The sequence below is a fragment of the Ferrovibrio sp. genome, from assembly GCF_046297595.1.
In the GTDB taxonomy this organism is placed as follows: domain Bacteria; phylum Pseudomonadota; class Alphaproteobacteria; order Ferrovibrionales; family Ferrovibrionaceae; genus Ferrovibrio.
The window spans coordinates 209,644-222,529 of record NZ_JBKBHT010000004.1 but is presented as its reverse complement, the minus strand read 5'-3'; the positions used below and the strand labels follow the sequence as shown (position 1 = coordinate 222,529).

12 protein-coding genes are annotated in these 12,886 nt (G+C 62.3%); 1 reads left to right on the top strand and 11 read right to left on the bottom strand.

Going from position 1 to position 12,886, the window contains the following annotated elements; all coding sequences use genetic code 11:
• Positions 1–3: 3 nt before the first annotated feature.
• The 6 genes from ACK4FJ_RS13065 to ACK4FJ_RS13040 all read right to left on the bottom strand — a co-directional run bounded on the left by ACK4FJ_RS13065 (position 4) and on the right by ACK4FJ_RS13040 (position 6,922).
• A complete protein-coding gene (locus ACK4FJ_RS13065; protein ID WP_409767127.1) occupies positions 4–693 on the bottom strand; it encodes a class I SAM-dependent methyltransferase in 690 nt (229 codons plus the stop codon).
• An 83-nt stretch (positions 694–776) separates the two neighbouring features.
• Complete coding sequence (locus ACK4FJ_RS13060; RefSeq protein ID WP_409767126.1) at positions 777–1,229, bottom strand: GNAT family N-acetyltransferase; 453 nt, start codon at positions 1,227–1,229, stop codon at positions 777–779.
• The gene (gene metH / locus ACK4FJ_RS13055) at positions 1,226–3,940 is read right to left on the bottom strand and encodes a methionine synthase (RefSeq protein ID WP_409767125.1); all 2,715 of its coding nucleotides are present in this window, start codon (positions 3,938–3,940) and stop codon (positions 1,226–1,228) included. The genes ACK4FJ_RS13060 and metH overlap by 4 nt, the downstream gene beginning before the upstream one ends.
• Entirely contained in the window at positions 3,937–5,019 is a 1,083-nt protein-coding gene (locus ACK4FJ_RS13050) for a homocysteine S-methyltransferase family protein (protein WP_409767124.1), read from the bottom strand. The genes metH and ACK4FJ_RS13050 overlap by 4 nt, the downstream gene beginning before the upstream one ends.
• Positions 5,019–5,933, bottom strand: a complete 915-nt coding sequence (metF, locus tag ACK4FJ_RS13045; protein ID WP_409767123.1) for a methylenetetrahydrofolate reductase [NAD(P)H] — start codon at positions 5,931–5,933, stop codon at positions 5,019–5,021. The genes ACK4FJ_RS13050 and metF overlap by 1 nt, the downstream gene beginning before the upstream one ends.
• On the bottom strand, positions 5,930–6,922 hold the full coding sequence (locus ACK4FJ_RS13040) for an ArsR/SmtB family transcription factor (RefSeq protein ID WP_409767121.1): 993 nt from the start codon (positions 6,920–6,922) through the stop codon (positions 5,930–5,932). The genes metF and ACK4FJ_RS13040 overlap by 4 nt, the downstream gene beginning before the upstream one ends.
• Before the next feature lie 199 nt (positions 6,923–7,121).
• On the opposite strand from ACK4FJ_RS13040, the gene ACK4FJ_RS13035 reads away from it, so the two are divergent.
• Positions 7,122–7,760, top strand: a complete 639-nt coding sequence (locus ACK4FJ_RS13035) for a phospholipid-binding protein MlaC (protein WP_409767120.1) — start codon at positions 7,122–7,124, stop codon at positions 7,758–7,760.
• Positions 7,761–7,836: 76 nt separating this feature from the next.
• On the opposite strand, the gene phoB is transcribed toward ACK4FJ_RS13035, so the two are convergent.
• From phoB to pstC, 5 genes are read right to left on the bottom strand one after another with little or no spacing between them, the layout of a single operon-like run.
• Complete coding sequence (phoB, locus tag ACK4FJ_RS13030) at positions 7,837–8,553, bottom strand: phosphate regulon transcriptional regulator PhoB (protein WP_409767119.1); 717 nt, start codon at positions 8,551–8,553, stop codon at positions 7,837–7,839.
• Positions 8,550–9,269, bottom strand: a complete 720-nt coding sequence (gene phoU, locus ACK4FJ_RS13025; RefSeq protein ID WP_409767118.1) for a phosphate signaling complex protein PhoU — start codon at positions 9,267–9,269, stop codon at positions 8,550–8,552. Before phoU ends, phoB begins: the two co-directional genes overlap by 4 nt.
• A gap of 19 nt (positions 9,270–9,288) precedes the next feature.
• Complete coding sequence (pstB, locus tag ACK4FJ_RS13020) at positions 9,289–10,086, bottom strand: phosphate ABC transporter ATP-binding protein PstB (RefSeq protein ID WP_409767117.1); 798 nt, start codon at positions 10,084–10,086, stop codon at positions 9,289–9,291.
• A 45-nt stretch (positions 10,087–10,131) separates the two neighbouring features.
• Positions 10,132–11,463, bottom strand: coding sequence for a phosphate ABC transporter permease PstA (gene pstA / locus ACK4FJ_RS13015; protein ID WP_409767116.1), 1,332 nt, complete (start codon positions 11,461–11,463; stop codon positions 10,132–10,134).
• Entirely contained in the window at positions 11,456–12,838 is a 1,383-nt protein-coding gene (gene pstC, locus ACK4FJ_RS13010; protein WP_409767115.1) for a phosphate ABC transporter permease subunit PstC, read from the bottom strand. The genes pstA and pstC overlap by 8 nt, the downstream gene beginning before the upstream one ends.
• Positions 12,839–12,886 lie beyond the last annotated feature (48 nt).

The window sequence follows — 12,886 nt, the reverse complement described above, 5'->3', positions numbered from 1 at the left end:
TGCTCAATTGCCAGCTGAGGTAACAAGGATCGGCTTGGGATCATTGTTCTCGGCAAACACCAGCATGAAGTAATCAACCTTGGTGCCGAGAGCCACGCGGCGGTTCTCGAATTTCTCTACCCACCAGCGCACATTTTTCAAGGTAACATGCACATTCTCGCCATTCGGGAAGGCCTTGCCGGCCGGGTAGGTCGCGATACAGACATAGATGATCTTTCTGGCGAAGCCATACAACTCGTCGATGACCCAGTCCATATCCTGTTCCGGGATATGCTCCATCACGTCGGTGCAGATCACGGCATCGAATGTTTCGCCCAGCGGCAGTTTGGACAAGGGCTCGTAGCCAGGATCGTATAACCGGATTTCATCAACGCCCCAAAAGGTGCGCAGATCGACCTTGCGGGTGCCATCGGCTGAAGGGAACAACGGTTCGCTGTAGAATTTGGCCTTGCCGGCCCCGTAATCGAGCACCGTCCTGATGCCGAATTTGTCAATCAGCGATTTGATCGTGGTGATGTGGGGCAGCAGACTCATACCCGTGAAGGTTTCAGCAGCCGACAGCGCCTTGTTCTGTTCCAGCGTACCTTCAGCATGCATCTGCTTGTAAAAGCCGACCAGCTCGTCGTAACGCGGGCTGGGATTGGCGCGGCTGTACGTCATCATCCGGTCTCCAAAACCTGGCACGGCAGGCATTCCATGGCCGTAAATATATCATATTCAGCCATTGGCCACGTAAAGAAACCGTTACGCCCGCGGCCGGCAGGCAGGGCCTGCGCTTAATCCAACGCCAGCTTCATGCCGACATGGCTGGCCTTGAACCCCAGCCGCTCATACAGGCGATGCGCGCCCTGGCGGCTGTTGTCGGAGGTGAGTTGCACCAGCCTGCAGCCACGCTGCCTTGCCCGTTCGATGGCATGCCGGATCAATTTCGATCCCAATCCCTTGCCGCGCAGGCTTGACTCGATACGCACCGCCTCGATCTGGGCACGCTGTTTGCCCAGGCTGCCCAGACCAGGCAGGATCAGAAGCTGCAGACAACCGATAATGCGATCTGAATCATCCAACGCCAAGATCACCTCGGCGCCGATCCGCTGTAGCCCGTCAAAGGCGATGCCATACTCTTCGGGCAACGGGGAACTGTAGCGCTCGCGCATGCCGCCCAGATGATCATCGGCCAGCAGCCGCACGACCTCGGACAGATCGGCTCTGGTGGCCGTGCGGAACTTCACTCCGCCGCCTCGGCATCCGCGCGGGCAGGATCGTAGGCCAGGTTGGGCGCCAGCCAGCGCTCCATCGTGGCGAGATCCATGCCCTTGCGCCTGGCGTAATCGGCCACCTGGTCGCGTTCGATGCGGCCAATGCCGAAATAGCGCGCTTCCGGGTGGCTGAAATACCAGCCGCTGACCGCCGCTGATGGCCACATGGCAAAACTTTCGGTCAGCGTGATGCCAGCCTTATCGGTGGCATCCAGCAGCTTGAACAGCGTCGCCTTCTCGGTGTGATCCGGGCAGGCCGGATAGCCCGGTGCGGGACGGATACCACGGTATTTCTCAGCAATCAGGTCGTCGTTCGCGAGCGTCTCGTCGGCGGCGTAGCCCCAGAATTCCTTGCGCACGCGCTCATGCAGGCGTTCGGCGAAAGCCTCGGCCAGGCGGTCGGCCAGGGCCTGGGCCAGAATGCCGGAATAATCGTCATGCCTGGCCGTGAATTCCCGCTTGATCCAGTCGTCCAGGCCGATGCCGGCAGTGACGGCGAAGGCGCCGACATAATCAGCCAGGCCACTTTCCTTCGGCGCAACATAATCGGCCAGGCTGAAATTCGCTCGTCCGCCATCGCGCTTCATCTGCTGGCGCAGCATATGCAGCCGCGCCACTTCCTCGCCCTGGGCCTCATCGGCATATAGCGCGATATCATCGTCCTCGACCTGCGCGGCCGGCCAGAAGCCGATAACAGCGCGGGCCTTGATGGGCTTTTCCTTCACCATGCGGTCGAGCATCGCCCGGGCGTCGCGGAACAGGTTGCGGGCCGCCTCGCCCACCGTCGCATCCTGCAGAATGTCAGGATATTTGCCGCGCAACTCCCAGGAGGCGAAGAAGGGCGACCAGTCGATGCGGTCGATCAACTCGGCCAGCGGATAATCGTCGAACACCTTCAGGCCGAGGAAGCCGGGGCGCGGCGGCACATAGCCGGCCCAGTCCAGCTTCTGCTTGTTGCGGCGGGCATCTTCGATGCTCTGGCGCGGGCCGGTGTTGCGCTCACGCGCATGGATGTCGCGGATTTTCTGGTATTCGTTGGCGATCTCGCCGGCATAGACCGGCTTGTCGTTGGCGGAGACCAGCTTGCCGGCCACGCCCACGGCGCGCGAGGCATCGGTGACATAAACCACCGGGCCCTTATAGTTGGGCGCGATCTTCACCGCCGTATGCACCTTCGACGTGGTGGCGCCGCCGATCAGCAGTGGCAGTTCGAAACCCTCGCGCTGCATCTCGCTGGCCACATAACACATCTCATCCAGGCTGGGGGTGATCAGGCCGGACAGGCCGATGATGTCAACCTTGTGTTTCTTCGCCTCCTCCAAGATGCGGGCGCAGGGTACCATGACACCGAGGTCGATCACCTCGTAATTGTTGCACTGGAGCACGACGCCGACGATGTTCTTGCCGATATCGTGCACGTCGCCCTTCACGGTGGCCATCAGCACCTTGCCGTTGGTCTGCGCCGGACCGGAGGCCTTCTCGGCTTCGATGAAGGGCAGCAGGTAGGCCACCGCCTTTTTCATCACGCGGGCGGATTTCACCACCTGGGGCAGGAACATCTTGCCGGCGCCGAACAGGTCGCCAACCACATTCATGCCGTCCATCAGCGGACCTTCGATCACCTCGAGCGGTTTCGAGACGATGTGCCGGGCCTCTTCGGTATCCTCTTCGATGAAGTCGGCGATGCCATGCACCAGGGCATGTGTCAGGCGCTCCCGCACCTCTTTTTCGCGCCAGGACATGTCGATTTCCTGCGCGCGCGCGCCGCCCTTGAAGCGTTCGGCGATCTCAAGCATGCGCTCGGTGGCATCGGGCCGGCGGTTGAGCAGCACGTCTTCGACGCGTTCGCGCAGTTCCTCAGGGATATCCTCATAGACCGGCAGTTGGCCGGCATTGACGATGCCCATATCCATGCCGTTCTGCATGCCGTGGTACAGGAACACGGCATGCATGGCCTCGCGGACCTGTTCGTTGCCGCGGAACGAGAATGACACGTTGGAAACGCCACCCGAGATGTGGCAATGCGGCAGGTTTTCGCGAATACGCCGGGCGCCTTCGAAGAATTCGACGGCGTAGTTGTTGTGCTCCTCGATGCCCGTAGCAACCGCGAAGATATTGGGATCGAAGATGATGTCTTCCGGCGGGAAGCCGATCTTCTCGGTCAGCAGCTTGTAGGCGCGGGCGCAGATTTCGTATTTGCGGTCGGCCGTATCAGCCTGGCCCTGCTCGTCGAAGGCCATCACCACGGTGGCGGCGCCATAGCGGCGGATCTTGCGGGCCTGCTCCAGGAAGGCAGCCTCGCCTTCCTTCAGGCTGATCGAGTTGACGATGGCCTTGCCCTGCACGCATTTCAGGCCGGCCTCGATCACCTCCCATTTTGAGGAGTCGATCATGATCGGCACGCGGGCGATATCCGGCTCGGAGGCGATCAGGTTCAGGTATTTCACCATCGCCGCCTTGGAGTCGAGCATGCCCTCGTCCATGTTGACGTCGATGATCTGGGCGCCGTTTTCCACCTGCTGGCGCGCGACCGCCAGCGCAGCCTCGTAATCGCCGCTGACGATCAGCTTGCGGAATTTGGCTGAGCCGGTGACGTTGGTGCGTTCACCGACATTGATGAAGATGGGACCGTTGAACCCACGGTTCTCGGCTTCAGGTGAAAAGGAGTCGTCGATATCAGTCATGCGGCAGGCACGGCAAAGGGTTCGAGGCCGGACAGGCGAAGCTGCGGCGGGATCGTCGGAACGCGGCGCGGCTTGACGCCTTTCACGCTCTCGGCGATGGCGCGGATATGGTCGGGCGTGGTGCCGCAGCAGCCGCCGACGATGTTGACCAGGCCGGCTTCGGCCCATTCGCGCAGATGCGTGGCCGTGGCATGCGGCGGCTCGTCGTATTCGCCGAACTGGTTGGGCAGGCCGGCATTGGGATAGGCGCTGACGGGCACATCGGCGACGCGGCTGAGTTCGGCCACATAGGGCCGCATCTGCTGGGCACCGAAGGCGCAGTTGAGGCCAACCGAAAACGGCCTGGCATGACGCAGGCTGTTCCAGAAGGCTTCGGTGGTCTGACCCGACAGCGTACGGCCGGACAGGTCGGTGATGGTGCCCGAGATCATGAGCGGCCATTCCTCGCCCAGTTCGTCGAACAACTCGTAGACGCCGAACACGGCGGCCTTGGCGTTCAGCGTGTCGAAGATGGTCTCGATCAAAAGCAGGTCGGCGCCGCCCTCGACCAGGCCGCGCGCCTGTTCCTTGTAGGCGTCCTTCAGCTCGTCGAAGGTGATGTTGCGGAAATCGGGCCGGTTCACATCGGGCGACAGCGAGGCCGTGCGGTTGGTCGGGCCGATGGCGCCGGCGACGAAGCGCGGCTTGGACGGATCTTTCGCCGTGTATTCGTCAGCCGCCTGGCGGGCCAGTTTCGCGCCCTGCTCGTTGATATCGCGCACGGCGGATTCAAGATGATAATCCGCCTGGCTGATCCAGGTGCCGCTGAAGGTGTTGGTCTCGATCAGATCGGCGCCGGCATCGAGATATTCCTTGTGCACGGCCAGGATCACATCGGGGCGCGTGATGTTGAGGATATCGTGATTGCCTTTCAGGTCGCTGTTGGCGCCCTTGAAACGGTCGCCGCGGTAATCGGCCTCGGTCAGCTTGCGCCGCTGCAGCATGGTGCCCATGGCACCATCCAGCACCAGGATACGCTCGCTGGCGGCTTTCTTGAGCGCGGCGCGACGCGCTTTGCGTTGTTCGGGCGTATCGAGCATCAGGCTGCCACCTCCCCAGTTATCGTCGGCTTCGGGCGCACGCCGAGCACATGGCAGATCGCATAGGTGAGATCGGCACGGTTCAGCGTGTAGAAATGGAATTCATCGATGCCCGCAGCCAGCAGGCGGCGGCATTGCTCGGCCGCCATATGGGCAGCCACCATACGACGCGTCTCCGGATCCTCGTCCAGTCCGTCGAACATGTCGGCCATCCAGGCCGGCACGCTGGCGCCGCAGGCGGCGGAGAATTTCACCACCTGCCGGAAATTGGTGACCGGCAGGATGCCCGGCACGATCGGCACGGTGATGCCAGCCGAACGGGCACGGTCTAGGAAGCGGAAATACACGTCGGTGTCGAAGAAATATTGGGTGATGCAGCGCGTGGCGCCGGCATCGACCTTGCGCTTGAGATGCTCCAGTTCGACGCGGGGCGAGGTCGAGTCTGGATGGCCTTCGGGATAGCAGCCGACGCTGATCTCGAAATCGCCGATCTTCTTCAAACCGGCGATCAGGTCGGTGGAATTGGCATAACCCTGCGGATGCGGCGCAAAACCGCCGGTTCCTTCCTGCGGATCGCCGCGCAATGCCACGATATGACGGATGCCGGCCTGCCAGTAATGCCGCGCCACTTCATCGACTTCATCTTTCGATGCGCCGACGCAGGTGAGATGAGCGGCAGGCTTGAGCCCGGTTTCGTTGAGTATACGGACAACCGTGTTATGCGTGCGTTCGCGCGTCGAACCACCCGCACCGTAAGTGACAGAGACAAAACGCGGATTGAGCGGCGCCAGCCGCGTGACGCTGCGCCACAGGCTTTCCTCCATCTCCGTCGTCTTGGGCGGAAAGAACTCAAAGGAAACCTTCAGCGGGCCAGGCCTGCGGGCGGCATAAGCGTTGAAATCCGGGCTGGTCATTCGGCGGCACTCTTCTGCGCTGCGGGGGATAGCTGGGCGGCGCGTTTGGTGGCGCGCCAGACATGAACGGTGAGCGGCTGGCCAGGCAGGGCCGTGACCGGATCGAGATCGAGGCCGGCGGCCATGCACCAGCCGCGCAGTTCCGCATCCGAGAACCCGAGCCGGCGATGGGCGTGACGGGCACGCAGATCTTCCAGGTCATGCGGGGCGAAGTCGACAATCACCAGTCGGCCGCCGGGCTTCAGCACGCGGACAGCTTCCTGGATCGCCTTCTGCGGCTCGTCGGCGAAATGCAGCACCTGGTGGATCACCGCCGCATCCACGCTGGCCGTATCCAGCGGCAGGGCGTACATGTCGGCCTGACGAACCTGGCAATGGCGGATATTGGCGCGTTCCAGATTGGTGCGCGCGATGCTGAGCATGTCACGGCTCAGGTCGACACCCAGACCACGTTTGATATGCGGAGCCAGCACTTCCAGCAGGCGGCCGGTGCCGGTGCCGATATCGAGCAGGTCGTTGATCGGTGCATCACCCAGCAGGCGCAGCACGGTGGCCTCGACCTGGGCCTCGTCGACATGCAGGGAGCGGATCGCCGACCATTGCGCGGCATTGTCGCGGAAATACTGTTCGGCGGCTTCGGTACGGGCGCGCTTCACGGCAGCCAGGCGTTCAGCGTCGCGGGCCAGCGTGGGATCCTGCGCCGGCAGCAACGAACTCAGCGCACGCACCAGCGGCGCGCCGGCCAATCGCTCACCCACGCGATAGAAGGCCCAGGTGCCTTCCGGCACGCGTTCGAGCAGGCCGGCCTCGCAGAGCAGCTTGAGGTGTCGCGACACCCGGGGCTGGCTCTGGCCCAGGATTTGGGTCAGTTCGGATACGGTGAGTTCGCCCTGGGCGCAAAGCGCCAGCAGCCGCAGCCGGGTAGGCTCGGCAGCCGCCCGCAGGGCGGCCATGAGGGTATCGAGGGTCTGGGTTGGATCGGTTTGCATGACTGGAGAAAACATAAACATATCTTTATCTATTTGTATAGGAGCAAATAAAATGTGATGAAAAAAGAACATGGCCTTCCGGCCTGCAACCAGTTATGTATTCTGCCGTTATAAGCTGTACCCGAACCGAAAAGCCATTTGTTTCCATGGCTTAAATACAATCTCCCCTCGTAAATCGATTCTTCAGGCAGACCCGTTCATGCAGCTTTCCCTGATCGTCTCATCCCGCCGGCATATCCTTGCCGCCATTGCCAGCCTTGGCCTGGTGCTGGGCCTGACGGCCCTGCCCGCGCCCGCAGCGCCAGCCGCCGTTCCGGCCGACCAGTTCATCCGCCAGGTTGGCACCGAAACCCTGCAGGCCCTGAGCAACCGCTCGCTGACCACGGAAAAGCGCGAGGCGCTGGTCCGCGACCTGCTGACCACCCACCTCGACCTCGAGGCGGTGGGCCGCTTCTGCCTTGGCCGTTACAGCCGTGGCCTGAGCGATGCCCAGAAACAAGAATACGCCAAGCTGTTTGAGGATTACCTGGTCAAGGTCTATGCCCAGCTGCTGTCGCAGTATAACGGCGAGACCCTGGATGTGCGGGAGAATGCCCGCGCGGTGGGCAATGAAACGATCGTGGATTCCCAGATCAACCGCCCGAACGGCCCGCCGATCCGCGTGGAATGGAAGACGCACGAGAAGGACGGCAAGCCCCTACTCACCGATGTGGTGGTGGAAGGCGTATCGATGGCCTTCACCCAGCGCCAGCAGTTCGAATCGGTGATCCAGAATAACGGCGGCAAGATTGACGCGCTGTTCGCCGCGATGCGGAAGCAGATTTCCGGTCGCCGCTGATTTTGTCATCCAAAAAAGCCCGGCATCGGCCGGGCTTTTTTATTGTCTGTCGTACGGGCAATCAGGCTATTGGCAATCAGGCCATAGCGGCCGCTGAAGTCAGTTCCAGCGCATAACCGGCCGACCGCACCGTGCGGATCACATCGGACTCGCCGCTGGCATTCAGCGCCTTGCGCAGGCGACGGATATGGACATCCACCGTGCGCTGCTCGACATAGATGTCGCGGCCCCAGACCGCGTCCAGCAACTGGTCGCGCGACAGCACGCGGCCGGGATGTTCGAGGAAGTACCGCAGCAGACGGAATTCGGTGGGGCCAAGATGGATGTCGCGGCCGTTGCGGGTGACCTTGTGCGTGGCGATGTCCATCACCAGACCGCCATAGGTCAGAACCTCTTCGGCCAGGGCCGGCCGTATGCGCCGCAGCACGGCACGGATACGAGCCAGCAGCTCGCTGGGCGAAAACGGCTTGGCGATGTAGTCATCGGCACCGGCATCCAGGCCACGCACGCGGTCGGCCTCCTCGCCGCGTGCCGTCAGCATGATGATCGGCACGTTGCGGGCATTGGGATCGCGCCGCAACTGGCGGCAGACCTCAAGGCCCGACAGGCGCGGCAGCATCCAGTCGAGCAGGATCAGGTCGGGCATATGCTCAGCCACCTTCAGCAGGGCCTGCTCGCCATCCATCGCCTCGTCGACGATGTAATTTTCCTTTTCCAGGTTGTAGCGCAGCAGCGCCAGCAGAGCCGCTTCATCCTCGATGACGAGGACGCGCGGCTTGATCGTCACGTTCATCGCGTGCCTCCCGGCGCGTTGACCACGGCATAGGCGGTGTCGTCGCCCTTGGGACGATCCTCCTTCATCACCTCGCCCTTGACCGCGTAATGGATCAGTTCGGCGATGTTGGTGGCATGGTCGCCGATACGCTCGATATTCTTAGCGATGAACAGGAGATGCGTGCACGGCGTGATGGAGCGCGGATCTTCCATCATGTAGGTCAGCAATTCGCGGAACAGGCTGGTGTACAGCTCGTCCACTTCTTCATCGCGTGCCCAGACCGCATCGGCCTTGCCGGCATCGTCGGTGATATAGGCATCCAGCGTATCCTTGATCAGGGCCTGTACCAGTGCGGCCATGCGCGGGATGGCATGCACCGGCCGCACCAGCGGCGCCTGGTTCAGCGCCACGGCCCGCTTGGCCACATTCTTGGCATAGTCGCCGATACGCTCGATTTCTGACGAAATCCGCAGGGCCGCGACGATAACGCGCAGGTCGGCCGCCATCGGCTGGCGACGGGCCAGCAATTCAATGGCGAAGTCATCCACCTGGCTGCGCAGGGCGTCGATCTTGACGTCGCTGTTCACCACCTTGCCGGCCAGTTCGCTGTCGCGCTTGACGATGGCCTCGACGGCAGAGGCAAGTTGGGACTCCGCCAGCCCGCCCATCTGCACGATGAGCGTGGAGAGTTTCTTCAGTTCTTCGTCGTATTTCTGGACGATATGTTGCGGCATGATTATGTCCTCGCTCTGCTCAGCCGAAGCGCCCGGTGATGTAACCCTGGGTTCGCTCGTCCTTGGGCTTGGTGAAGATCACCTTGGTATCGTCGGTCTCGACCAACTCGCCGAGATGGAAGAATGCCGTCTGCTGCGACACGCGGGCCGCCTGCTGCATCGAGTGAGTGACGATCACGATCGTATACTGCTCCCGCAGTTCGTCCATCAGTTCCTCGATATGCGCCGTGGCGATCGGATCCAGCGCCGAACAGGGCTCGTCCATCAGGATCACCTCGGGCGACACGGCAATGGCCCGGGCGATGCACAGGCGCTGCTGCTGGCCACCGGACAGACCGGTGCCGGACTCGTTCAGCCGGTCTCCCACTTCCTTCCACAGGCCCGCCTGCTTCAGCGAGGTCTCGACGATATGATCGAGCTGGTCCTGGTTCTCGGCCAGACCATGGATGCGCGGTCCGTAAGCGACATTCTCATAAATCGATTTCGGGAATGGATTCGGCTTCTGAAACACCATGCCGACCCGGGCGCGCAACTGCACGACATCCACTTTCGTATCGTAAACATCCAGCGCATCCAGCTTGATGTCGCCCACCACACGGCAATCCCGGATGGTGTCGTTCATGCGGTTCAGGCAACGCAGGAAAGTGGACTTGCCGCAACCGGACGGGCCGATCAGAGCAGTGACCGAACGGGCGGGAATATCGAGATCGACATTCTTCAGCGCCTGCTTCTCGCCATAGAATACGCCGACTTTGCGCGCCGACATCTTGATGTCGATTTCCGACTGGCGGGGATCGATACGACTAGCGTTCTGCATAACAGATCCTTGTTGATCCTGGGGAGGCAAGATTTTCGATTGATTCTACCAGCGCCGCTCAAACTTCTTGCGGAGCAGGATGGCGATCAGGTTCATCGCCAGCAAAAAGAGCAGCAGGACTATGATGGCGGCCGACGTCTTCTCGACGAAGCCGCGCTCGGCGCTATCCGCCCACATGAAGATCTGCACCGGCATAACCGTGGCCGCATCCACCGGCGTGGCCGGAATGTCGACGATGAAGGCCACCATGCCGATCATCAGCAGCGGCGCGGTCTCGCCCAGCGCCTGCGCCATGGCAATAATCGTTCCGGTCAGGATACCTGGCATGCCAAGCGGCAGGACATGATGCAGCACCACCTGTAGCGGCGAGGCCCCCAGCGCCAGCGCGCCATGACGAATGGATGGCGGCACGGCGCGTAACGCCGCACGGGCGGCAATGATTATGGTCGGCAGGCTCATCAGCGCCAGCACCAGGCCGCCGACCATCGGTGCGGAGCGCGGCATGCCGAAGAAACCGATGAAGACGGCCAGGCCAAGCAGGCCGAAGACGATGGATGGCACCGCGGCGAGATTGTTGATGTTGACCTCGATCATCTCGGTCCAACGGTTCTTGGGGGCGAATTCCTCAAGATAGATCGCCGCCATAATGCCAAGCGGGAATGCCACCAGCAGCGTCACCAGCAGGGTATAGAAGGAGCCGACGACGCCGCCCCAGATGCCGACCAGCTCCGCCTCGCGGCTGTCGGCGCCGGTGAAGAAGCGGGTATTGAACTGCAATTCGAGGTCGCCGCTGGCCTTCAGGGCGTTGATCCAGCCGACCTGGTTGTCCTTGACCCGACGTTCATCCTCAGGCGCATCAGTATCGACCTGCTTTTTCACGAACATGTCGATGTCGGAGGAGGTCGGCAACCACATGGCCACCTTCTGACCTATGAGGGCCGGGTTTTCCACCACCATGCGGCCGACCTGCGGCTCGGCGCCAGAACTGACCAAAGCCTGCAGCCGGCGGCGCTCGCCACGGCTCTGCACCTCAGGAAAGCGCTGCTGCAGCGCCTGCAGGATGATCGTGCCGTAATTGCCCTGCATGATCTGGCGGGGATCGGTGGTGCCGACCGGTGCGATCTGCTCGGCTTTCAGATCGAGTTCCAGCCGGACATGGGTCTGGCGGAAAGCGGTGAAGCCACTGCTCAGGATGGTGAACAGCAGTATCGCCGGGGAAAGCAGCGAAAACACAATCGCAGCGATGCCCCACAGCCTGAAGCGCCGTTCGGCGGCATAACGCCCCTTCAGGCGCCGCGACGCAGCTTCGCTCATATGGATGCCCGCCGTCTGGGCCGGCGCGGCGGGGGCAATATTGTCGATGAGGATATCAGTCATATTGCTCCCGATATTTCTTGACGATGCGCAGGGCAACGATGTTGAGCGCCAGGGTGACGACGAACAGCACCAGACCAAGCGCAAAGGCCGCCAGGGTTTTCGGGCTGTCGAATTCCTGGTCGCCGACCAGAAGCGAGGCGATATGGACGGTCACGGTGGTTACCGCCGCGAAGGGATTCGCCGTCAGGTTTGCCGCCAGACCGGCGGCCATCACCACGATCATCGTTTCGCCCAGCGCGCGGCTGAAAGCGAGAATGACCGAGGCGGCGATGCCCGGCAGCGCGGCCGGCAGGATCACCCGCTTGATGGTTTCCGAGTGGGTTGCACCCAGACCATAGGAGCCGTCGCGCAGGCTTTGCGGCACGGCATTGATCACGTCGTCCGACAGCGAGGAGACGAACGGGATGATCATGATGCCCATCACCAGGCCGGCAGCCAGGGCAGACTGCGAGGCAACTTCAAGACCAATGCTTTCACCGGCCGCACGGATAAAGGGCGCCACGGTCAGCGCGGCGAAGAAGCCGTAGACCACAGTGGGAATGCCGGCCAGGACTTCCAGCGCCGGCTTGGCCCAGGCCCGCACCTTCGGGCCTGCATATTCCGCCATGTAGACGGCGGCCATCAGGCCGACCGGCACCGCCACGATCATGGCGATGGCCGCGATCAGCAGGGTGCCCGCGAAGAGCGGCACGGCGCCGAAAGCGCCGGACGAGCCGACCTGCTCGGCCCGGATGGCCATCTGCGGCGACCAGGTCAGCCCGAACAGGAATTCCAGCGGATTGACCGCGGCGAAGAAACGCAGCGCCTCGAAGACCAGCGACAACACGATGCCGATGGTGGTCATCACGGCAATGGTGGAACTGACGATCAGCAGGACGTTGGCGGTGCTTTCCACCCGGTTGCGGGCACGGAAATCCGGCGCGATGCGGCTGCGTCCGAACAGGATGCCCGCAATACCGAGACAGAGAACGATGACCCAGAGCGCGGCATTGCCGGTCTGGTGCAGGGAGATGTAGTGATCCACCACGGGGCGGATCGCCGGGTCGGCCTTGTCCAGCGGGATATTGCCGTAGGCGAAATTGCGAATATCGGTGATGACGAGGCCGAGGCGGTCGGCGGGCAGGCTGCGGATCGCCTCGGGCAGTTCGGCCACCACCAGACTGCGCACCACCGAGTCTTCCAAAGCGACCCAGGCCCCGAACAGCAGCAATGTGGGCAGACCGCACCACAGCACCACATACCAGCCGTAGAACATCGGCAGGGAATGTAGCCCGCGGACCTGGCCGCCGGTGAGAGCGAGAGAGCGCGACTTGCCGAGGAAATAGCCGGCGATAGTCAGGCCGAGCAAGACGACTAACAGCAGCGACAGCGACATCGGTCTTCCCCGGCGGTTATGCGCGCTTAATCAAAAAACACATAGTCA

Bases quoted from the DNA above. Each gene is read 5' to 3' on its own strand.
- ACK4FJ_RS13065 (WP_409767127.1), bottom strand. From the start codon at position 693: ATGCCTGCCGTGCCAGGTTTTGGAGACCGGATGATGACGTACAGCCGC.
- metH (WP_409767125.1), bottom strand. From the start codon at position 3,940: ATGACTGATATCGACGACTCCTTTTCACCTGAAGCCGAGAACCGTGGG.
- ACK4FJ_RS13050 (WP_409767124.1), bottom strand. From the start codon at position 5,019: ATGCTCGATACGCCCGAACAACGCAAAGCGCGTCGCGCCGCGCTCAAG.
- metF (WP_409767123.1), bottom strand. From the start codon at position 5,933: ATGACCAGCCCGGATTTCAACGCTTATGCCGCCCGCAGGCCTGGCCCG.
- ACK4FJ_RS13040 (WP_409767121.1), bottom strand. From the start codon at position 6,922: ATGCAAACCGATCCAACCCAGACCCTCGATACCCTCATGGCCGCCCTG.
- ACK4FJ_RS13035 (WP_409767120.1), top strand. From the start codon at position 7,122: ATGCAGCTTTCCCTGATCGTCTCATCCCGCCGGCATATCCTTGCCGCC.
- phoB (WP_409767119.1), bottom strand. From the start codon at position 8,553: ATGAACGTGACGATCAAGCCGCGCGTCCTCGTCATCGAGGATGAAGCG.
- phoU (WP_409767118.1), bottom strand. From the start codon at position 9,269: ATGCCGCAACATATCGTCCAGAAATACGACGAAGAACTGAAGAAACTC.
- pstB (WP_409767117.1), bottom strand. From the start codon at position 10,086: ATGCAGAACGCTAGTCGTATCGATCCCCGCCAGTCGGAAATCGACATC.
- pstA (WP_409767116.1), bottom strand. From the start codon at position 11,463: ATGACTGATATCCTCATCGACAATATTGCCCCCGCCGCGCCGGCCCAG.
- pstC (WP_409767115.1), bottom strand. From the start codon at position 12,838: ATGTCGCTGTCGCTGCTGTTAGTCGTCTTGCTCGGCCTGACTATCGCC.